Source organism: Enterobacter sp. DNB-S2, assembly GCF_019443845.1.
In the GTDB taxonomy this organism is placed as follows: Bacteria; Pseudomonadota; Gammaproteobacteria; order Enterobacterales; family Enterobacteriaceae; genus Enterobacter; species Enterobacter asburiae_B.
The window spans coordinates 1812713-1834926 of the sequence record NZ_CP050520.1; the positions used below are offsets into that span (position 1 = coordinate 1812713).

Annotated in this window: 19 protein-coding genes; 12 read left to right on the plus strand and 7 right to left on the minus strand. The window is 52.2% G+C overall.

Features of this window, described 5'->3' with window-relative positions:
• The first annotated feature begins 1 nt into the window (after position 1).
• From HB664_RS08545 to pheP, 4 genes are all read left to right on the plus strand, one after another.
• Positions 2-1033, plus strand: coding sequence for an ABC transporter ATP-binding protein (locus tag HB664_RS08545; RefSeq protein ID WP_143347444.1), 1032 nt, complete (start codon positions 2-4; stop codon positions 1031-1033).
• A gap of 149 nt (positions 1034-1182) precedes the next feature.
• The gene (gene yahO, locus HB664_RS08550) at positions 1183-1458 is read left to right on the plus strand and encodes a DUF1471 family periplasmic protein YahO (protein ID WP_033144835.1); all 276 of its coding nucleotides are present in this window, start codon (positions 1183-1185) and stop codon (positions 1456-1458) included.
• 185 nt (positions 1459-1643) lie between these two features.
• The gene (locus HB664_RS08555; protein WP_196354744.1) at positions 1644-3827 is read left to right on the plus strand and encodes a TonB-dependent siderophore receptor; all 2184 of its coding nucleotides are present in this window, start codon (positions 1644-1646) and stop codon (positions 3825-3827) included.
• Positions 3828-3930: 103 nt separating this feature from the next.
• Positions 3931-5319 (plus strand): phenylalanine transporter, encoded by a 1389-nt coding sequence (pheP, locus tag HB664_RS08560; protein ID WP_047061279.1) that lies wholly within the window; start codon positions 3931-3933, stop codon positions 5317-5319.
• A 104-nt stretch (positions 5320-5423) separates the two neighbouring features.
• Here pheP and HB664_RS08565 read toward each other — a convergent pair whose 3' ends face one another.
• Together HB664_RS08565 and HB664_RS08570 are read right to left on the minus strand one after the other, a co-directional pair.
• On the minus strand, positions 5424-6668 hold the full coding sequence (locus tag HB664_RS08565; protein WP_219940630.1) for a mechanosensitive ion channel family protein: 1245 nt from the start codon (positions 6666-6668) through the stop codon (positions 5424-5426).
• A 65-nt stretch (positions 6669-6733) separates the two neighbouring features.
• Complete coding sequence (locus tag HB664_RS08570) at positions 6734-8170, minus strand: MFS transporter (RefSeq protein WP_219940632.1); 1437 nt, start codon at positions 8168-8170, stop codon at positions 6734-6736.
• Positions 8171-8277: 107 nt separating this feature from the next.
• On the opposite strand from HB664_RS08570, the gene HB664_RS08575 reads away from it, so the two are divergent.
• Positions 8278-9147: a helix-turn-helix transcriptional regulator gene (locus HB664_RS08575; RefSeq protein WP_094934726.1), complete on the plus strand. Its 870-nt coding sequence runs from the start codon at positions 8278-8280 to the stop codon at positions 9145-9147.
• A 15-nt stretch (positions 9148-9162) separates the two neighbouring features.
• Here HB664_RS08575 and HB664_RS08580 read toward each other — a convergent pair whose 3' ends face one another.
• The 3 genes from HB664_RS08580 to HB664_RS08590 all read right to left on the minus strand — a co-directional run bounded on the left by HB664_RS08580 (position 9163) and on the right by HB664_RS08590 (position 11316).
• Positions 9163-9771: a helix-turn-helix domain-containing protein gene (locus tag HB664_RS08580; RefSeq protein WP_165356692.1), complete on the minus strand. Its 609-nt coding sequence runs from the start codon at positions 9769-9771 to the stop codon at positions 9163-9165.
• 300 nt (positions 9772-10071) lie between these two features.
• On the minus strand, positions 10072-10629 hold the full coding sequence (locus tag HB664_RS08585) for a fimbrial protein (protein ID WP_172620524.1): 558 nt from the start codon (positions 10627-10629) through the stop codon (positions 10072-10074).
• Between the two features lie 12 nt (positions 10630-10641).
• Positions 10642-11316: a molecular chaperone gene (locus HB664_RS08590; protein ID WP_375156381.1), complete on the minus strand. Its 675-nt coding sequence runs from the start codon at positions 11314-11316 to the stop codon at positions 10642-10644.
• 284 nt (positions 11317-11600) lie between these two features.
• On the opposite strand from HB664_RS08590, the gene HB664_RS08595 reads away from it, so the two are divergent.
• The 7 genes from HB664_RS08595 (at position 11601) to HB664_RS08625 (ending at position 18331) form a co-directional block, all read left to right on the plus strand.
• On the plus strand, positions 11601-12149 hold the full coding sequence (locus tag HB664_RS08595) for a fimbrial protein (protein WP_112778347.1): 549 nt from the start codon (positions 11601-11603) through the stop codon (positions 12147-12149).
• A gap of 77 nt (positions 12150-12226) precedes the next feature.
• Complete coding sequence (locus HB664_RS08600) at positions 12227-12760, plus strand: fimbrial protein (RefSeq protein WP_219940634.1); 534 nt, start codon at positions 12227-12229, stop codon at positions 12758-12760.
• 59 nt (positions 12761-12819) lie between these two features.
• Positions 12820-13503, plus strand: a complete 684-nt coding sequence (locus tag HB664_RS08605) for a fimbria/pilus periplasmic chaperone (RefSeq protein ID WP_112778353.1) — start codon at positions 12820-12822, stop codon at positions 13501-13503.
• A 22-nt stretch (positions 13504-13525) separates the two neighbouring features.
• A complete protein-coding gene (locus HB664_RS08610) occupies positions 13526-16156 on the plus strand; it encodes a fimbrial biogenesis usher protein (protein WP_219940636.1) in 2631 nt (876 codons plus the stop codon).
• A 14-nt stretch (positions 16157-16170) separates the two neighbouring features.
• Positions 16171-16695 carry a fimbrial protein gene (locus tag HB664_RS08615; RefSeq protein WP_112778350.1) on the plus strand — a complete coding sequence of 175 codons (525 nt, stop codon included), beginning with the start codon at positions 16171-16173 and terminating at the stop codon, positions 16693-16695.
• The gene (locus HB664_RS08620) at positions 16676-17233 is read left to right on the plus strand and encodes a fimbrial protein (RefSeq protein WP_219940637.1); all 558 of its coding nucleotides are present in this window, start codon (positions 16676-16678) and stop codon (positions 17231-17233) included. The genes HB664_RS08615 and HB664_RS08620 overlap by 20 nt, the downstream gene beginning before the upstream one ends.
• A gap of 120 nt (positions 17234-17353) precedes the next feature.
• Positions 17354-18331 (plus strand): fimbrial protein, encoded by a 978-nt coding sequence (locus HB664_RS08625; RefSeq protein WP_219940638.1) that lies wholly within the window; start codon positions 17354-17356, stop codon positions 18329-18331.
• 355 nt (positions 18332-18686) lie between these two features.
• Here the strand turns inward: HB664_RS08625 and HB664_RS08630 are convergent, their stop codons facing one another.
• Positions 18687-20402: an O-antigen ligase gene (locus HB664_RS08630; RefSeq protein WP_219940640.1), complete on the minus strand. Its 1716-nt coding sequence runs from the start codon at positions 20400-20402 to the stop codon at positions 18687-18689.
• An 86-nt stretch (positions 20403-20488) separates the two neighbouring features.
• Positions 20489-22147 carry a ShlB/FhaC/HecB family hemolysin secretion/activation protein gene (locus tag HB664_RS08635; RefSeq protein ID WP_219940642.1) on the minus strand — a complete coding sequence of 553 codons (1659 nt, stop codon included), beginning with the start codon at positions 22145-22147 and terminating at the stop codon, positions 20489-20491.
• Positions 22148-22214: the final 67 nt, after the last annotated feature.

A 22214-nucleotide genomic window follows, 5' to 3' on the forward strand; every position in this document is an offset into this window, starting at 1 on the left:
CATGCTTGAATTAACCGCCATTTCTAAATCGTTTTCTGATGTGCAGGTGCTCGACAGCTTAAACCTGAGCGTGGCGCCGGGGAGCAGGACGGCGATTGTCGGGCCGTCCGGGTCGGGGAAAACCACGCTGCTGCGTATTCTGGCCGGGTTCGAAACGCCTGACACCGGGCGCGTTGTCATGCAGGGGAGAACGCTGTTCGATGAAAACAGTTTTGTTCCCGCCCACCTGCGCCGGATCGGTTTTGTGCCTCAGGAGGGTGCGCTGTTCCCGCACCTCAATGTGGCAGACAACATCGCCTGGGGGCTGGACGGCACTCGCCACGAGAAGCGCCAGCGCGTTGAGGCGCTGATGGAGATGGTTTCTCTGGACAGGCAGCTCGCAACGCACTGGCCCCACGAGATTTCCGGCGGACAGCAGCAGCGCGTGGCGCTTGCCCGTGCGCTGGCCCAGCGACCTTCACTGATGCTGCTGGATGAACCGTTCTCGGCTCTGGATACCGGCCTTCGCGCGATGACGCGTAAGGCAACGGCCGATCTGCTGGCCGAAGCGGGCGTGGCCTCGATTCTGGTCACCCACGACCAGAACGAAGCGTTGTCCTTTGCTACCCAGGTCGCCGTCATGCGCTCCGGACGCTTCACGCAGGTCGGTACGCCTTATGACGTCTACACCCGTCCCGTTGACGAAGAGACGGCGCTGTTTCTTGGCGATGCCGTGATCCTCCCTGCTCAGCTCGCTGCCGGGTATGCCGTGTGCGCGCTGGGTGAAGTGCCGACGGACAACGCGCATGCAACAGGGCAGGGCAGGGTAATGATGCGCCCTGAACAATTACGCGTTACGGCATGTGCAGCGCATGAAAGCCCGATCTCGATTCTCGACGTGGACTTCACCGGCCAGCTGTCGACGCTCACCCTGGGATTAGCCGGGCAGCAGCAGCCCGTAATTCTGAAGACCGTAAGCCAGCCAGGATGGAACCCGGGCACGGCTGTACGCATTGATATTGCTGGCACCGCGCGGGTATTCGAATATTCTTAATATTCGTTAGTAATTTCATGCAACGGGTTGTTATAAAAGATTTTTCCCGAACGCATGGCAATTCCTGAGATTCTCTACCATGCTCATAAAACCTCACCACAATGCGTGAGGTTTTTCGTAGTTGCTGATTAATCTCAAGGAAAAAGGTTATGAAAAAGACGACTGCTATTTTGTTGGGAACGGCGTTACTGTTTACGACCAATGCTTTTGCTGCCCAGCTACTCACTAAAAGCGAGTTCAAGAAAGTTGCATCTCAATATAAAAAAATCGGTACGGTAAACACCTCGAATGAAGTATCGGTGGATGATGCGAAAAAAGAACTGATTGAGAAAGCCGATAAGCAAGGCGCGGATGTCCTGGTGCTCACTTCAGGGAACACCAACAATAAAATTCACGGTACGGCCAATATCTACAAGAAAAAATAATGTTATTGCAGCCATCCCCGAAACGGGGTGGCTGTTCCCCCTCTTTTCTCGCCAAATCTCCTTATGAACGCGGTTACACTTGCTAACGCATGGATAATGCGTATAGTTCTCATTTGCATTGCATTCAATACATTCTAAGGCCCGACAACGGGTCATTTTTGCGCGCACTTTAAAATGAGTTAACGATGAACAACACCAAAATACACAAGACGCTGCTGGCGCTCGCCGTTGGCGCGGCGACACATTCCGCCTTTGCGGCGGACAATCAAAAAGAGGACACCCTCGTTGTCCAGGCTGCATCAGCCAGCGATTTCAAACCCGGTGGCGACCAATTGGTACCGGCCTTCCTTGACGGACAGGTGGCGAACGGCGGGCGCATGGGTATGCTGGGCCAGCAAAACGCCATGGACGTGCCGTTCAACATCATCAGCTACACCTCGAAGCTGGTGGAAGATCAGCAGGCGAAAACCATTGCCGATGTCGTCGCGAACGACGCGGGCGTGCAGTTCGTTCAGGGGTACGGCAACAGCGCGGAGACCTACCGCATCCGTGGCCTGAAGTTCGACGGCGACGACATGACCTTTGGCGGCCTGTCCGGCGTGCTGCCGCGCCAGGTGGTGGATACCCAGATGGTCGACCGCATCGAGATCTTCAAAGGGGCCAACTCGCTGATGAACGGCGCGGCAAGCTCCGGCGTGGGCGGGATGATCAACCTTGAGCCAAAACACGCGGGCGAACTCCCGCAGGCGAAAGTCGGCGTGGACTACACCTCGGATTCCCAGATTGGCACCACGCTGGATGCGGGCCGTCGCTACGGTGACAGCGACCAGCTTGGCGCGCGGGTGAACCTGGTTCATCGCGAAGGGGAAACCGGCATACCGAATGACCGCCGCCGCACCACGCTGCTCTCTACCGGCCTGGATTACACCGGCGACCGCTTCCGCACCTCGCTGGATCTGGGCTATCAGAAGAAAACCTTCCACGGCAGCCCGACCAGCGTCAATATTTCCGCGGTGGATTTCGTTCCCGAGCCGCCGAAAAACGATCGCAACTTCTCGCAGAAGTGGGCCTACAGCAACATCGAAAACGAATTCGGGATGTGGCGCAGCGAGTACGACATCACCGACGGCTGGACCGCCTATACCGGTCTTGGCGCGCAGCACGCGCACGAGGAAGGCATCTACAGCGCGCCGAAGCTGGTGGATAAAAGCGGCAAGGCAACGGTCAGCCGTCTTGATACCAACCGCATCAGCGATTCCGTCAGCGGCATGGCGGGCGTTCGCGGTAATTTCACTACAGGCTTCGTCTCGCACAAGGTCAACGTTGGCTATTCGGCGATGACCAAAAATGAAAAAATCGCGTGGAAAATGTCGGCGACGAAAGATAACCCGACCACCAACATCTACCACAACACCGGCGTCGACATGCCGGATAGCACCAACTTCAACGGTTCCGGCGGAAAGTACAGCGATCCGCTGACCAGCGGGCGCACCCGTACCCAGGGCTGGCTGCTGAGCGATACGCTGGGCGTGCTGGATGACAAGCTGCTGTTCACCGCAGGCGCCCGCCATCAGAAGGTGGTCATTCGCGGGTATAACAAAGTCACCGGGGCGGAAAACGCGGCGGACGGTTTCGACGGCAGCCGCTGGATGCCCACCTACGGCGTGGTCTACAAGCCGTGGGAGGCGATCTCCCTTTATGCAAACCACACCGAAGCGCTGCAGCCGGGCAAAACCGCACCTAACACCGCCACCAACTACGGCCAGAGCACCGGTATCGTTCACTCTAAGCAGAACGAAGTGGGCGTGAAGGCAGACTTCGGCCGCGTGGGCGGATCGCTTGCGCTGTTCGAAATCAAAATGCCGTCGGCGATCCTCGACGACAGCGGCCACTACGGCCTGGACGCCGAGCAGCGAAACCGTGGCGTGGAGCTGAACGTCTTCGGCGAGCCCGCGCTGGGGATGCGTCTGAACGCCAGCGCTACCTGGCTGCAGGCCGAACTGACCAAAACCAAAAATGGCGTGAATCAGGGTAACGATGCGATCGGGATTCCGAACTTTTACGCCGTGCTGGGCGCTGAGTACGACATCAAGCCGATTGACGGCCTGACCGCCACCGCCCGCGTGAACCACTCCGGCGCGCAGTACGCTGACCTGGCAAACACCAAAAAGCTGGACAGCTACACCACGCTGGATCTGGGAATGCGTTATCGCTTCGCGGTGAACCACAATGAAAACCAGATGACGGTTCGCGCGGGCATCGACAACGTGACCAATGAAAACTACTGGGCCAGCGTGGACGATTCCGGTACCTATATTACGCAGGGCGAACCGCGCACCTTTAAGGTCTCGGTTGGCTACGCGTTTTAAGCGTTCCATCTCGTTATCCGGGGCAGGGATGCCCCAATCCCTTGCTACCTCCAGCATGAAGTGTTAAAACGTGCCCCTTCTAAAAAAGAGACAGGGGTAGGACGTGAAAGACGCGTCATCCGCTTCAGGCCATGGTAGCGCTGAAGCCTCGTCGGATCAGAATCCGACGCTGCAACGTGGTTTGCAAAATCGACATATCCAGTTAATTGCCCTTGGCGGCGCGATCGGTACCGGGCTGTTTCTCGGCATCGGCCCCGCTATTCAGATGGCTGGCCCGGCGGTGCTGCTGGGTTACGGTATCGCCGGGATTATCGCCTTCCTGATCATGCGTCAGCTTGGCGAAATGGTCGTTGAAGAGCCGGTTTCAGGCTCCTTCGCGCACTTTGCTTATAAATACTGGGGCCCGTTTGCTGGCTTCCTGTCCGGCTGGAACTACTGGGTGATGTTCGTGCTGGTGGGGATGGCGGAGCTGACTGCCGCAGGCATTTACATGCAGTACTGGCTGCCGGATGTTCCGACGTGGATCTGGGCGGCGGCCTTCTTCATCATTATTAACGCCGTTAACCTCGTCAACGTGCGCCTGTATGGCGAAACCGAGTTCTGGTTTGCGCTGATCAAGGTGCTGGCGATTATCGGGATGATCGGCTTTGGCCTGTGGCTGCTCTTTTCCGGCCACGGCGGCGAGCGCGCCACGATCGACAACCTGTGGCAGCACGGCGGCTTCCTGGCGACCGGCTGGAAAGGGCTGATCCTCTCCCTGGCAGTGATCATGTTCTCCTTCGGTGGACTAGAGCTGATCGGCATTACCGCCGCGGAAGCGCGCGACCCGCATAAAAGCATTCCCAAAGCGGTCAACCAGGTGGTGTACCGGATTCTGCTGTTCTACATCGGCTCGCTGGTGGTGCTGCTGGCGCTCTATCCGTGGGTGGAAGTGAAGTCCGACAGCAGCCCGTTCGTGATGATTTTCCACGATCTGAACAGCAACGTGGTGGCCTCGGCGCTGAACTTCGTCATTCTGGTGGCGTCTCTGTCGGTCTATAACAGCGGCGTTTACTCCAACAGCCGCATGCTGTTCGGCCTCTCCGTGCAGGGCAACGCGCCGAAGTTCCTCACCCGCGTCAGCCGTCGCGGCGTGCCGGTGAATTCCTTGTTACTTTCCGGCGCCATTACGTCGCTGGTGGTGCTGATCAACTATCTCCTGCCGAAAGAGGCCTTTGGCCTGCTGATGGCGCTGGTTGTTGCCACGCTGCTGCTGAACTGGATCATGATCTGCCTTGCGCACCTGCGCTTTCGCGCCGCGATGCGCCGCAAGGGACGCGAGACGCAGTTCAAAGCGCTGCTTTACCCGGCGGGGAACTATATCTGTATCGCTTTCCTCGGGCTGATTCTGGTGCTGATGTGCACCATGGATGAGATGCGTCTTTCGGCGATGCTGCTGCCGGTGTGGGTTATCTTCCTGTTTGTGGCGTTTAAGCTTTCCCGCAAAAAGTGATCTGCTTTTCTCCCTCTCCCCGTGGGAGAGGGCCGGGGTGAGGGCACCAGACTGCACCTGCCTTCACGCCCGGTGGCGCTTCGCTTACCGGGCCTACAAACGGATTATCTGGCGATAACGCCCGCCAGGGATCGAATATCGTTCCCGGTCGGGGACTGATGAATACGCAGCCCAAATTCATCCACCACCGCGAATATATGGTCGAAGATGTCGGCCTGAATCTCCTCATATTCTGCCCAGACCACCGTGTTGGTGAAGGCATATATTTCAATCGGTAAACCATTCGCGTCAGGCGCTAGCTGGCGCACCATCAGCGTCATATCTTTGCGAATACGCGGATGGTTGCGCAGATATTCATTCAGGTAGGCGCGGAAGGTTCCAATATTGGTCATCTTACGCAGGTTTAATACCGACTCCCCTTCACCGTTTTTTTGATTCCACAGGCTAATTTCCTCATGTCGCGCGGCCAGATAGGGCTTCAGCAGCTTCGCCTGAATGAGTTTCTGCTGCTCCTGCTCGTCGAGAAAATGAATGCTGGTGGTATCAATATTCAGGCTGCGCTTAATGCGTCGCCCGCCAGAGGCAGACATGCCGCTCCAGTTGATAAAGGCGTCGGAGACCAGCGCCCACGTCGGAATGGTGGTGATGGTGTTATCAAAATTGCGCACTTTAACGGTGGTCAGACCGATATCCGTTACCGTGCCGTTGGCACCGTATTTCGGCATCTCCAGCCAGTCGCCGAGCTTGAGCATGTCGTTGGCGGAAAGCTGGATCCCCGCCACCAGTCCGAGTATCGGGTCTTTAAACACCAGCATCAGAACGGCGGCCATAGCACCGAGACCGCTTATCAGAATTGCCGGGGACTGGCCGATCAGCAGGGAGATAATCAATATCCCCACCAGGATGGCGCTCACCAGCTTGATGCCCTGGAAGATCCCCTTCAGCGGCAGCTGTGACGCGGTGGCCATTTTCTGCGACAGATTAAAAATCACGTCCAGCAGCGAGAAGAAGGAGAGCAGGGCATACACCATGACCCACAGCTTTGCGCAGGTAGTGAGAATTTCCGCCGCTTCGCTGCCCTTTTGCAGCCACAGTACCGCCTGAACGTTGATGATTATCCCCTGAAGGGTAAAGGCCAGACGGTGAAATAATTTATTCTGGGTAATGATCTGCAGCCATAAATGGCTGCTGGCCTGCGCGCGTTTTTCGAAAGCGCGAAGCACCACTTTGTGCAGAATAAAATGAACGATGATGGCGGTAAGAAAAATAATACCAAAGATAATCACTAAAGAGGTGGTGTGATTAATTTCAATGCCTAACTCTTCAACCTGAGCAATTAATTCCTGCATAACGTCTCCTGTATTGATGCAGCCCCATAATGGCGGCTGCGGATCTATTATGCAAATTCCCGGGCTTATTTGGTGGCCTGGCAGACCTTCACCACCGGCAGGCACAGGCGATGGCGGATGCGCAGCGTCGCCAGGGCAAGCACCACCATCATCGCCGTTTCCACCATCAGGAAGACGTTCACCGCCTGGGTGTAATCCCCGTGATGGTTTTGCAGCGCGTGCAGCAAAATCGCGCCAAAAATGGCCGGGCCAAGCCCCAGCGCGGCCTGCTGTAGCGTGCTGAGAATGGCGCTCGCGGCCCCCGCGTCGTCAGGCTGAATATCGCGCATCCCGATGCGGTAGAAGCTGTTCACGATCAGCGCCTGCCCGTAGCCGACCAGCCCGGTCGCGGGCGCCAGCGTCAGGGCGGTATTCTTCATTCCCCAGACGCGGAACGTAGCGATCAGCGCCAGCAGGCCGGCAATCTGGATCGCCAGACCCGTCAGCAGAATGGTACTGGTGCTGTAGCGAGCAATCAGCCGCGGCGCGAACCACGCCGAAATAAAGTAAGTTACGCCCAGCGCGATAAAACTGTTTCCGGACTGCCACGGTGCCATCCCCAGACCGGTTTGCATGGTCAGCGCCATACAGAACATAAACCCGGACCAGACGCTGAAAAAGAGCATCGCAATCAGAATGCCAAAGCGAACGCTGCGAAGCTGCAGCAGGCGCGGCGGGATCAGCGGATGGGCGTTCTCACGCTCCTTTTTGCGCGCATTCAGCGCCGTCAGCCAGCCCAGCGGAATAATGGCGAGAAGCATAACCTTCAGCGGCCACGACCAGTGCCACTGTGGGCCGAGCGCCATCGGGAACAGCAGGCAGCAAAGAATGATCGCCAGCAGCACGGTTCCGGTCCAGTCGATGCGTGACGGCGTCTCGCGACGGGTTTCGGGTACGAAATGTCGGCTCAGCCCCAGCACCACCAGACAAATCGGCACGTTGATGAAGAAGGCGTTACGCCAGCCCAGCCCGGCGATATCCGCCGACACCAGCCAGCCGCCGCCCATCTGGCCGACGATAAACGCAATCCCACCGATGCCGCCAAACAGGCTGATGGCTTTAGCGTGCACCGTACCTTTCAGCGTCACGTGCAGGGTAGCAAGAATTTGCGGCACGATCAGCGCGGCTCCCGCCCCCTGAACGATGCGCGCGGCCAGCAGCTGTTCAATGTTCCCCGCCATCCCGCACAGCAGCGAGGCCAGGCCAAAGCTCGCGACGCCCCACATGAACAGACGCCGACGGCCAAAGTTATCCCCCAGCTTGCTGCCGAGCGCGAGGCAGACGGCGAAGGCCACGCCGTAGAGGGCGACTATCAGCTCCAGCTCGGTGGCGGTCGCGTTCAGCGAATGGGTGATGGCGTCCAGCGCCACGTTGGTGATTGAGGTATCAATCATCGGCAGCATCTGGCCGGTTAGCAGCAATATCAGGCCAGCGCGGCCCGGTGAAACAACTGACGTATTCATGGTAACTCCATTGCGTCATTCAACAGATGGTCGTAGCATCAACCATCTGATAAACGGGTACCAGTTCTTGCTTATACTGGTACTGGCACTACCATGCAGGGGGATTTATGGCCTTGATGTCTGAACCCGTCGTCTCACTTCAGGATGACACCCGAAAACAGCTGGGGGCATTTTTACGCGCGCGACGCGAAAGCCTCGATCCGCAGCGTCTCGGCCTGCCGCGCAGCGGTCGTCGCCGCACGCCGGGTCTGCGCCGGGAAGAGGTGGCGATGCTCGCGGACGTGGGAGTGACCTGGTACACCTGGCTTGAGCAGGGCAGGGACGTCAATCCGTCCAGCGCGGTGATGGCGGCTGTGGCAAAAGCGCTGCAATGCACCCCGACCGAGGCCCGACACCTGTTTGTGTTAGCCGGGCTGCCGCCGGGTGAAGCGCCGCAGGCGGTTTGCTGCGAGGGTATCAGCGAGGGCACGCGCCGCCTGCTGGATACGCTGATGCCTAAACCCGCCAGCATTCAGAAACCGAATTTCGACATCGTGGCGTGGAACGACAGCTTCGGGCACCTGATGGGCGTCGATTTCAATGAAATCCCGCCGGAAGACCGCAACTGTATTTACCTGTTCCTCACCCATCCGGCGTGGCGCGCGCGTCTCGGCAGGCGTGACGATGTGCTGCCCATATTTGTTTCCTATTTCCGGGCGGCGATGGCCGAGCATCGGGGCGATCCGCTGTGGGAGGCCAAACTGGCGCGCTTCTTTGCGGTGTCGGAAGAGTTTAAAACCCTGTGGCACCAGCGCAACGACGTGCGCGGCGTGGAGAACCAGCTTAAGCTGTTTACCCATCCCGAGCTGGGGGATTTTACGCTGCAGCAGATGTACTGGTACTCCGCGCCGCGAAACGGGTCGCGGCTGCTGGTGTATTTACCGGTGGATGAGGCGGGAGAAAGGGCAATGGCATGGTTGGCGAAGCAGAACAAATAAACCTGGTTACCCGGGTCAGTAGTGATCCGGAAGCCTGTGTATTGCCATTAAGAGCCCACGTTCAATTTTAATATAGTTGCCTGTTTTCAAATCGCTCAGGATCTTCATAATTCGACTGCGCGAAAGATGGGTTTTTTCCTGTATGTAATCACAGGCATTAACTGACAGACGAACGTCTTCTTTTTCGGTCATTAGTGACACAAGGTTTAAACGAATCAACTCGTATGTAGACAACCCAACCGAAGTTTCGTGAGCTTGTAGTAAACGTTTTATGGCATACATATACGAATAGGCGGCTTCCTGCCAAAGATTGCGATTGTTAATAGTTTCAAGTGTGGATTTTCGTGGTTTGATTTCATATCTAATTTCACCGCAGGCCTGCATATAAAAACCCGCATTGGTATCAATAAGATCATTCATACCAACGATCATCGGGGCTTCGATAAACTTCAGTAGAAGCCGGTCTCTCGTTCGGTAGACGGCGACGATGCCGGAATGCAGTATGAATGTCATCGGTTCTTCAAGCTGATCCAATGAAATGATTTGCCGTTGGCGTCCTACCCTTACGCGCGCCGGTTCAGAGAGTTCATGTATAAGTTTTATAATATAATTTTCAGGTTTCATAGCGTACAACATTCCCAGAGAAATATCACTACGAGTATATCAGAGGTTGATAAAAGTGGTGGTCGTGAGGACAAGGTTATAAATGACACCATGGGCTACGCGCAACAAACAACACGTTATCTTAATAGAGGCTGAAAGGTGAAGGATGTTTAACGTAAAGGCGATGGGGAGAACGCGTTGAATGCAGCCAGCAAAGACGCAAAGCGAGAGAAAATCATGATACCCCTTTCAGCACCCTATAATCAAAAAATGACCGAAAACGGCCATCCTTGAGCCGTATCCGGGAGAAAAACCCGTTTGTTAGTTATACGTGAATGACATCGTGATAACGGAGCTGATTTTTCCCGGTGTCGCGCCACCGTCTTTACTGAAAGCGCGAGTATGCATCTTAAAGGTGGGGGTCGTGCCTGCGGAGGCAATATCAATAGTCGCCGTTTTGCCGTTGCCGTAAGCTTCATTAGCCAAACCTTCAAGCTGAACAGCGATGTTTTTGGCCGCTTTGTTTTCACCCGCATCTACTGCCGTGTTGCTGTACAGTGTATTCGGGTCCCCAGCATCGGCTGTGCCGTGAAATGTCGCGGTAATGGTTGAAGTACCCGCCGGACAGCTTTTGAAAACGACGTTAATTGGTACCCATGCAGAACCGCTTCCTGCTGCATTGAGATCGGCGCTTTGCAACTGGTCTCCCAGAGAAATATTTAATGACTCGCTTCCCGTATCGATTACACAAGGTGAGGCGACAATATTCCCCGTTACGGTAATTTGTACTGGGTCTACGGCAAAAGCCGAGTGGACAATACCCGCAGCAAGGAAAATACAGGCTGTTGATGATAAAAAGAATTTATTTACGTTAAACATAATCATAACCATTTAAGCAGATTTTGAGTGCATCTTACCCACAGCGCCGAAGTCGCTGATGACGCTAAATTGAATATTTCCTGAATTAACACCCGCAGGTAGCGTAAAAGATGTTGTTTTTCCTGGAGACGCATAGGAGACATTCGTGAGTTTTTTTCCGGCAACACTGATTTCATTGAAATTAATGTAGCAGGGCGTCGGATTGTTGATATCCAGTTGGTTGCCAGAGATATGCCAGCTGAGTTTGTCGCTCTCTTTCTCTACATCCAGGTTTTTCAGCGAGTCCGGGCGGTAAATCAGTTTGATGCTGGTTGATACCGCAATCTGTAGCGTATTTTTTTCACGTGGCGCAGATGGGATTGCCTTAACACGTAGCCAGAACATGGACTCTTTATCTTGTGGAAGATTTCCTGACTGGATAACGCGCATCAGGTTTTCTTTCCCTCCATCAAGGCGATAAAGCGGAGGGGTGATGATAAAGGGCGGTTTTTGCGGACTACTATCAAGATTATCGATAACCGTCTGGATAAGATAAGGACTACTGTCCGGATTACGAACGCTGAGCGACACTTCTTTTTTTGCACCTGCATAGACGAGGCGTGTTCCGCCAATATTGACCGTTGCATGAGCCATCTGGCAGTTGGCAGCGATAGTGCAGCCAAGCAGTAAAATAGAAATAATTTTCACGGTAAAACTCCAAGAGATAATATATGACTCCTTAACGGGAAAAGACAGTTCTCCATGCTGATGCTGTAATTCTAAGTACCGCTAAGGGTATTGTCCTTCTAAACATTGTCCCATTTAGGAGCCAGGAGAGGATCGCATTTCATTTGAACTGGAAAGTTAATATTGTAAAAATTCCCATGTCAGTAAAACATTGTTGCAACATGCTGAGTATTTTTTCGCTGAAAAAATAATGTTTTATTTGAGAAAACAGGATTTTTCTTTCTTATAGGTATCTGGAGTTTTAAATGAAGAAGCATATGTTCGCTGTAGTTATGGCATCTATTATGGCAAGCGCCACCTGTGCACAGGCGGCAAGCACTACGACCGTCAACGGTGGTAATATTAAGTTTATGGGTTCTGTGGTAGACGCACCGTGCGCTGTTGCCCTGGAATCTGAAGACCAGGTTGTCCATATTGATCAAATTACGTTGAAAAGCCTCGGCGCTAAAGATGCCGTTTCTGGCCAGTCTAAGCCGTTCTACGTGACCCTGACTAACTGCGATGTCAGCACTTATACGAATGCCGCTATCAGTTTCAGCGGTCAGTCTGACGCTGTAACTGCAGGTGCTTTGGCTAACACCGCAGGTTCTGGCGGAGCAACTGGCGTGGCTTTGCGCCTGTTTGGGCCAGATGGTAAGGCGATGGATGTTAACTCTGGAACCGCATCTGACACCATTCCGCTGTCAAAAGGCGACAACACCATTCCTATGAGTGTTGATTATCTGACAACTGGCGATGAACCAACAGCGGGTGCTGTTGAAGCTGTTGCAACATTCCAGATCATCTATTCCTGATTGCTTTATTTATCCCCCTCTGGAATTCCGGGGGGGATATTTCTGGCGCTTCATCATTATTTTTTATTGAGATAAACATGTTTCGTCTGATAGCACTGATAATTTTCGTTCAACTGCTATTTATTCAGCCAAGTATTAGCAGCGATATATCAACCGTGGGAAAAGTGCATTTCTATGGTGCTGTGGTTAATAGCTCATGTTCAATTGATACGCAGAGTTTTGACCAGAGTGTCATGATGGGTCAAGTCCGTACCGGTTCATTTTTAGGGCCAGGAAGTTGGGCGGAACCGGTCACCTTCTGGATTAAGCTTGAAAATTGTGCCACTTCAACCAGCGAGTCGGCAGGCGTCACCTTCAACGGACTGGCTGATCTTAAGGATCCACAGGTCTTTCAGGCAGGTTTTGGCTCTGGTGCTGCAAAGGGCGTCGGAATTGGTATTTTTGATATGAGAGGCAACCAGGTAATTCCTGATAGCCAACCTCTCGCAAAAATGCCGCTGATTGCCGGAGAGAACACATTACTGTTTACCGCACGATATCGCTCTGTATCGATGCCCGTTACGGCGGGGGATGCCAGTGCGGCCGTCACTTTCTCGGTGATTTATCAGTAAGTAAAAATGGATAAGTGCTCACCAGGATGCTTTTTTATTTTTTTTTGGATTTTTTAAAAATGAAAACCCTTATTTCAATGTTACTCTTGCCAATGCTCTGTCTGGGAAATAGTCATTTTGTTTATGCAGAAGGGATCGCACTGGGGGCCACCCGAATCATTTATCCGCTGGGTGAAAAACAAACCAGCATCAATGTTGTTAACACCAATAACAAAGAGACGTTTTTGGTACAATCTTGGGTGTCCGATCTCCAGGGTAATAAATCCACACAGTTTACCGTGACGCCGCCATTGTTTGTGATGAAGCCTCAAAAAGCGAACGTTCTGCGCATCATGTATGTAGGCCCAAAACTTCCGGAAGATCGCGAGTCAGTATTTTACTTCAATAACAAAGCAATACCTTCACTCGATAAAAAACAACTTCAGGGTAATACCTTACAGATCGCTACGCAAAGTGTGATCAAATTATTTGTTCGCCCTGCGCATTTAAAAATGAAATCAATGGATGCACCTGCAACGCTGCGTTGCCAGCGTAGTGGAAAAAGCATCACCATTACAAACCCTTCTCCCTATTTTGTTTCGCTGGTGAAATTCAGCGTTGGAGGGAAAGCATTGCCGAACAACATGGTTCCCCCAATGGGTAACCTTCAGGTAACGGCGCCAGATAATGCCCAGGGCAGTATCTCTTTCCAGACCATGAATGACTATGGCGCAGTAACCCCAGCACTAACATGCAATGCGTAATGCAGACAGGTCATAAGATGTTATGAAACTTCGAAAACAAGCTCGAATGATTAATGCAGTCTGCTGGCGGTTATCTCCATTAGCTTTAGTTATTGGAACGGGTTTATTTCCCGGTGTTTTGCATGCAGAGAACTATTTTAATCCGGCTTTTTTAGCGGATGGCAAAAATCAGGTTGCCGATCTATCCCGCTTTGAAAACGACGGCAGCCAGGCCCCTGGGATATATCGCGTAGACATCTATCTCAATAATGATTTTATCACCAGTCATGATGTCGAGTTTCAGGCCCGGCAAACGCAGAATTCCAGTGCCCCGTCATCCTCCGATGATACAGGTTTGACGGCCTGTTTATCTGAGAAGGTGTTGGGCGGCCTGGGGCTCGATCTGAGTATTCCGCAAGACCGAAAACAGTCTGTAGACGGACAGTGTATCGACATCGCGACTTTGATTGAGGGGGCTAAAGCCAGTTTTGATTTTAGCAAGCAGCGCCTGGATCTCAGTGTGCCACAGGTTGCGCTTAAAAATAGCGCACGGGGCTACATTCCTCCGGAAAAATGGGATCAGGGGATTAACGCCCTGCTTCTGAACTACAACCTGAATGGCTCCAGACGAAAAGACAGCAGCGGCGAAGGTAGCAGCAATTTTCTGGGGCTAAACGGCGGCGTAAACCTGGGAGCATGGCGTTATCGTGACTATTCTACATTTAACCGTAGCACCAGTAGTAATGGAGAGACAACCAGCCAGTGGCAACACATTAGTGGTTTTCTGGAACGCACGATCATCTCGCTGAAAAGTGAACTGACGGTGGGTGACAGTTATACCAGTGGTGACGTGTTTGACAGCGTTAGCTTCCGTGGTGTTCAGCTGGCCTCAGACGACAATATGTTGCCGGACAGCCTAAAAGGCTTCGCCCCCACGGTGCGCGGTATTGCAAAAAGCAACGCTCAGGTGACGATCAAACAAAACGGATACGTTATTTATCAGACTTACGTAGCGCCTGGCGCCTTTGCAATAGACGATCTCTTTCCGACATCCTCAAGCGGGGATTTGACGGTAGAAGTAAAAGAGCAGGATGGTGCTATTACCTCCTATTCTGTCCCTTATTCCGCCGTCCCGTTACTACAGCGCGAAGGTCGTCTGAAATATTCTGCCACAGCCGCGAAGTACCGCACCAGCAACGAACAGCAAGATCAAGTCTCTTTCACACAAGGAACATTAAGCTGGGGCTTGCCGCATGGTTTTACGTTGTATGGCGGCGCACAGCTGTCTGACAACTACAAGGCAATGGCGATCGGGACGGGGGTCAATATGGGCCACTGGGGCGCGCTGTCTGCGGATGTCACTCACGCCCAAAGTACGCTTATTGATGAGACCGAGCATAGCGGTCAGTCATTGCGTTTGCTTTATGCAAAATCGTTAAACGAAATAGGAACTAACTTCCAGTTATTGGGCTATCGCTATTCAACGTCAGGCTATTACACCTTTACGGATACTACGTACAAGCACATGGATGGCTACAACAGCAATCCGCTGAACGAGGATGATGATGATAACAACGATGTGCCGCACTGGTTCGACTACTACAACCTCTATTACACCAAGCGCGGAAAGTTGCAGGTCAATATTTCTCAACAACTGGGTGGTTTTGGCTCCATTTATCTCAGCGGAAGCCAGCAAAGTTACTGGCATAACGATGATAAAGATACGCTGGTGCAGTTTGGTTATAACACCACCTGGAAGGATATTAATATCGGTTTGAGCTACAACTACAGCCAGATGTCCGGCCAACCCGTAGCCGACAAAATGATTGCATTCAACCTGTCGTTACCGATCGGTAAATGGCTCTCAGCGCAGGGAGCCTCGTCGTCAAATAACGCATTTGCGACATACAGCATGAACCACGATAACCACGGTAGCGTCACCCAGAACGCCGGGATCAGCGGTACTCTGCTGGAAGGCAATAACCTGAGCTACAGCGTTCAGCAGGGCTACGGTAATCAGGGTACAGGTAATAGCGGTAATGCCAGCCTTGCTTATCAGGGCGGATATGGTAATGCCAACGTAGGTTACAGCTACGACAGCAGTAATTCTCAGCAGGTGACCTACGGCGTTGCGGGCGGCATCGTGGCGCATCGACACGGCATTACTCTGAGCCAGCCGCTAGGGGAAACGAATGTCCTGGTTGAAGCGCCGGGTGCGGATAACGTTAAAGTTGAAAACTCCACCGGCGTGAAAACGGACTGGCGTGGATATGCTGTTGTGCCTTTCGCAACGACCTACCGTAAAAACCGTATAGGCCTGGACACCACAACACTGGGTGACAAAGTTGATCTTGAGGACACGGTAGCAGATGTTGTTCCTACAAAAGGTGCTCTGGTTCGCGTCTCCTTCAAGGCCCATGTAGGTAGCCGTGCACTGATAACGTTGCTGCATAATAACCAGCCTGTTCCGTTTGGGGCGACCGTCACGCGTGACGATGGTACTGGCAGCATTGTTGGAGAGGATGGACAGGTTTATCTATCCGGCCTGGCGCAAAAGGGCACATTCACGGTGCAGTGGGGAGAGGGCAGCAACATGACCTGTAACGCAAGCTATCAACTTCCTGTTGAAGCAGAAAATACAGCGATTACGCAGATCAAATTGATTTGTCGCTAATAGGGAAGGAAACCATGAAAAATAATGTGTTATGTTTTTTCTTGCTTATTTTTTCTGTGGCAGGGATATTCCCGGCTAAGGCGAGCGAAAGTACCCTGACCATCTCCGGCGATGTGGTGGCAAGCGTCTGTGAGGTTGCTTTCACAAAAAAAATCACTATAGGCTCATTTTCAGGTAAGGATTTTCCCTCTGTCGGCAGTAATTCTGCATTCAAAGCGATGAATATTAATCTCTCAAATTGTTACAGTAAATTGGCTTCAGTTTCGGTTAAGTTTTCGGGTACGCCCGATGCTGACAATCCAGTATTACTCGCTCTGAGCGAAACTGAAACAGGAACGACACTCGCTACAGGTATTGGTATTGAATTGCTGGATAACGGGGGCAAAACCATACCTTTTAATAAGTCCGAATCGAAGACATTTCCATTGGATGAGGGAGAAAATACGCTCTCCTTTCTGTTGCGTTACAAATCAACAAAATATCCTGTGACGCCTGGTGATGCGACAGCGGTGTTATTTTTTGATTTATCATATCAATGAGTTACTGGTCATGATTCAATGTAATAAGATACAGTTTATTTCCTGGTTAGTGATGATTTTTTGTGGCCTGTCACAGGCCCATGACGGAACGGTGAATATTGCAGGTGTTATTCAGGATAACACTTGCGAAATTGCTTCTGATTCACAAAATTTCGTTGTGGATATGGGGGTGATGGCACAAAAACAATTCAGGAAAGCAGGAGACAGTTCACCCGATAAGTCATTCTCCATTAATTTGGAACATTGCGGACCGGCGGCAAGTGAAGCCACCGTTACCTTTTCGGGCGTTGCGGATTCACTAAACTCTGATTTATTCGCTATTGACGTCAGTTCAGATTCAGTCAGTGGTCTGGCACTGGGAATCTATGACGGTAACGGTAAGCCTGTCCCACCGGGGAAAACCAGCACGGGTGTAGCACTGAAACCGGAGCAGGCTGAGGCGGTATTGGATTTCTCGGCGCGTTATACGGCTGTAAAAGACAGCGTTACGGCGGGAAGCACGAATGTGACGGTGACGTTTGTCATAAATTATGAGTGAAACGGCCAATGACAGATTTATGGCTTTTCTGTTTCATATTTAATACAAGTTCATTGTATTCTCTTTTTCAGTAACTAAAGAAGGATTGATCTGACTTTAGGTTTTTATGAGATATGTGTTATGAATCGAAATATCTTTTTTTTCCTTATTGCTTTTTTGTTTTGTAGTTATAGCTATGCTAGTTGTAGTCTAAGTGGTCAAGGCCAGGTAGCAGATTTTACCTTTAACGTTCTTAATATACAAAGAGATGTGCCGGTAGGCACCGTGTTATTGCAGAAGGAGGTTTCCGTCCCGGCGACGATAGGTATCAATGCAAGCAGCGGTACATGCACGCAAGAGATGAAGATGAATTATGCCGGTGCAACTAAAACATCACTTGCATCCGTTTATAATACAAACATTCCGGGCGTCGGCATTAAGGTGTTTACTTATACCCATTCAGGTGCCGGAGCTTACGATTATTTCGAGAATCCAGGGAAGAATAATTCTTTCAGTAGCCCGACTGGTTACAGTTCGTATACGTATTGGACAGCAAGTAATGTTGCAACCGTTTATTTAGTAAAAACTGGTGATATTACTTCGGGTCGGCTGGCGGCAGGCGAAATAGGCCGTGTGACCAATTTAGAAACAAGCACTGTTCTCTTTAACATAAATACATCGGGAGGGAATATTAACTCTTTGGCATGTTCAATTGAATCAGGCAATGGCTTGTCCTTTCCGATCGGAGACGTACTCACAACTGAATTTAAAGGGGTGAATTCTACTCCTGATAAGACGAGCACGGTGGATCTTAAGCTGGACTGCAATGCCGACGCAAATATCAATATTAAGCTTAATGGCGTACAGAACCCTGATTCAACCGAAAAGAGTATTCTGGCACTCAGTGGCAATCAGGGCCAGAACGGCGTTGCAGATGGTGTAGGCGTACAGCTTCTTTATAATGGTACGCCGCTTGAAATCAACAAACTCATTACTTTGAAAAAATCTTCCGGCGGGAAAGAAAGTTTTCCTATTACCGCTCGCTATATTCAAACTAAAGAAGCAATTCGTCCTGGCGCAGCAAATGCCACGGCAGTTCTGGAACTCATCTACCAGTAACGTCCGCAATGACCGACCGGGCAGGACGCCCGGCCTCATTTTTTCTTCCTCGTTTTATTCCCAATTCTTGCCCTGAACGGGTTTGATTCGGGCGATTTACGCAGAGTTAGCGTCGATACCATTCTTCTTCCCGCTTCAACTATACTTTTCAACGGCGTACCGCCAAAACCTGTTGTCTCTAGCCGCAATGCCAGAAGGTATTTTTGCTGGGACGTACCTCGCTATAGGCTATTTTAAACTGCAGGAGTGATGACATTCTGAGGAGAGGGAGGAATACGTGGATCTGCCTTCAGGACGTAATTCCACATATAAAAAAGCCGCGTTAATAAACGCGGCTGAAAGCGTTTTGGATCCCTTATGGTTTAAAACGATCGTCCCATGGCATTAACCGGTGGGCCTGGAGTTTTAATTTCTCAGCTTCGCTCTGGTGCTGTAAAAAGGACATAATATTGACCTGATCGTTCCAGGCATCCTCGACCATATGCAATGTAATCCACTCCCTGTTTTCAACGGCATACTTTTCCAGCTCATCGATATCGCCCGACCGGTTGAAATGCCACAAATGAAGCTGGCTAAGATCGCGCTGATAGCGCATCTGCATGAGTTCCGGCACGTGTAAACCGGTAATGCTCTCAGGGAAAGCAAGTCTGCCCGTCTCAAAATTTCCCAGCACAATGCTGGCAAAAAAAAGCTGTGCAGAAAGCACTAAGCCATACAGTGCGATGAACACCAGCGGCCAACGTAACCGCGAACTGCGAACCTGAAATGTGCGGAGTTCTCCGTCTGCCGAGGCCATTAAAATAAGAATGGCAAAATAGTGCGCCACGGAATAATAGAGTGGAAACTCCACCTGAGTGTGCAGCAGAATCGGCAAGGTGGTGAGCAGTGCCGCCCACTGCCACAGGCTTTTTCGCCTCAGGAAAAGAACTATCCAGCCCCACAGGAGACACAGCCCGCCCGCCAGCGCCATCACGCCGCCCTCCGCCCAGATAAACAGCGTCTCATTGTGCGGGTGTTGCATCATTTCCCGGCTTGGATTATCGAACGGCAGCGCGGCCATAAAATTCTGGAAGGCGGGTTCAAACATTCCTAACCCCCAGCCCCGCCAAGGATGAACGCCGATCATACGTAGCGTGTATTCCAGGGTTAACATCCGCTGATTGCTGGAGCTTTCGTGCGCGAGGGATGCGTCCAGAGGCTGATTCAGCAGCAGCGTGCCTAAAAGCCCACCCGCGAACGGCAAAAGGACCACCAGCAGGCGGCGGCAACGTGTCGTTCTAACGCGAAAACGCGGGTGGCTGAACATCACCGATACGCACAGAATGCCGATTAACCCGCCGAGCCAGCCGGTGCGTGAGTGAAACACAACCAGCGTGGCCGATATCACTATGATGCTGACACAAATAAACAGCAGGCGATACGATTCTGCGCGAACCCGGTAACAGACGCATCGAGCATCGGCCAGAACAAACAGCAGGGCGACCAGCCCCGTCGCCAGAAATGAAGCGGTGACATTCAGTTGCTGAAATATACCCGGTGCGTAGCCAGAATAATTTTCAGCCAGGTTATTGAGCGGGAAGGGGAGATACGCCGGGCAGTAAATCCCCGCCAGCGAAATCAGACATTCCACAACGGCAGCGATAGCCAGCAGATAAAAAATCCCTGTGGTTTCTTTCTCCTGAAGAGGAACCTGAAGCAGAGTCACGTAACACATCACTCCGCCCCAGATCCCGACCAGCCGGGGTAGGGCAGTCGGTAATCCTTCAGAAGGAGACCAGAGGATCGGCAGCGTAAACAGAACCGCGCTCGCCAGCATGAGTATGCTGGTGCGTGTAATACGCACGGTTGCCGTACGCAGAAAAAGCCATACCAGCAGCGACAGCATGGACATCACGCCCCAGCACAGCAGGTTCATCGGCAGGTTCATGCCGTAATCGCCGTTGTTAGGCCAGGGGATATGGAGTAGCACCAGCCAGTAAAGGCTGAAAGTGGACAGTATCAGCACGCGTATCGTGCGGGCGTTTAGCAATATATTTGCCAGCGTAATCAAAGAGGATGTCAGCGTGTTCATTAGAGCCTGAAGAGGGTAAATCATGATTGTATTTACCCCCTCCGACAGGGGCTAACGCTCCTGCGTCCATTCTGAGACTTTCAGTGTCAGTACTGCCATTGCACCGAAAACCCAAGCGTGACGGGACTGGTATGCATCTCATCCGGTTTTGTCAGTGGTACGCCCGCAAAAAGGTCATACCCCAGATGGCCTTTTATCCCGCGCACGCCTGCGACCGCACCGGCAATGTGCGCCCCGCTCCAGTAATCATTTTCTGAGCCGCTGACTTCGCCATAGTCTGCGCCAATGTACGGCTGCATTCCCCATACCGGCAGATTCAGGTTGATATCGTTGCGCAGATACCAGCCTTTGTCGGCATACAATGAGGACTCTCCGTCAAAGCCGCGCACCGTCCAGCGGTTGCCGATGGTGAACTTATCGGGCTGGGTCAGCCTGTCCGGAGTGGTCTGTTGCTTGAAATGCGGTTCATAGCTGAGGGAAAACTGGCCCAGTTTGAACGGGAAAGTACCGTCTGCACTCAGCGTAATGATGCGCGCCTGCGCGTCGGCACTGCCCACTATCTCTTCAGCATCGGGTTCTTCACCAAACCACGGTGCGGCATGTTGATAACCGAGGCTTGCCGTAAGCTGACCGAAGGGAAGATAGGCTAAATGTTCCAGGCTGAGCTGCCAGCTGCTGGTGTCCCGGTGCTGAACCTCCACTTCCACGTCATTAAGATCGTAGCGGGAATCCCGCTTGATCCCTTTAAAGCCCAGCGTGGTTTTCTGGCTCGCGCTGCGGTAAACCACGCGGTTAAGCGCGGCGGTCATTAACTTTTCATCGCTACTGTACCGGTAGTTAAAATCACCGCTATGGAGAGTCTGCGTCGTTCTGTACTGGCTGGCATAAAGTTCCAGCGCCCAGTATCCCCAGGGAACGGAGTAAAACGCCGAGGTATTATCGTTACGCTTGCCGTTTTCATTTTTGAAGCCACCGCCATAGGCTGCATAAAACATATCGTTGAGCGAGGTGGGGTTATCCAGATACAGCGCCAGGCCCCCCCGGTACCGTCCGGTGTATTTACTACCGGAATCATCAAACCAGCTGCCCAGTCGCCAGGCTTTACGCTGGTCGCGCTTGATCTCAACGCGGGTATCGCCAGGATTTTCCCCCGGCACCAGACGAATACTGGCCTGCGAACCGGGAATACGCTGCAGGTTTTCCAGCCCCTGTTCCAGACCGCGTAAATCGAGGAGATCGTCCGGCCCTTGTGGGACGTTATTCCAGCGATAAACGGGGAGGCCGCTTTCATCCTGAATAATGACATCACTGACGCGTCCAGGCAGAATTCGCAGGGTTAACGTTCCCTTGTGCAAATTTTGCTCCGGTATTAATACGCGGGTAGTAATAAATCCGTGGGATATTAATCGATTCTGCACGGCCGTATGTATGGCTTTAATTCCCTTCACGCCGATACAGTTATTCTCAGCCTGACGAATGATATCGCGAAAAGTGAGCCAGTGAGGAAGCGACTGCGTATTGTCGATGTTCAGATGCTGAATGTCGTAGCACACTGTCTCATGTGGCAGTGCAAGCGCATCAGTTGCGAGCATGCCTTCTGATGAAAGGACTGACTTCCCAGGCGGTGCAAGCTGTTCGTGCCTCGCCTGATCCTGCTGCTGAGTGGTGGCCGGTTCAGCATGTACAGTGTCGGGAAGTGACGCGAGCAGTGATAGCAGAACGAGGCCAGATCGATAATTAGTCATGTAAATAACTTTATGGACCGCGAAGGATCCTGAATATAACGAAAAAATAGATAGCCCCATTCGATGA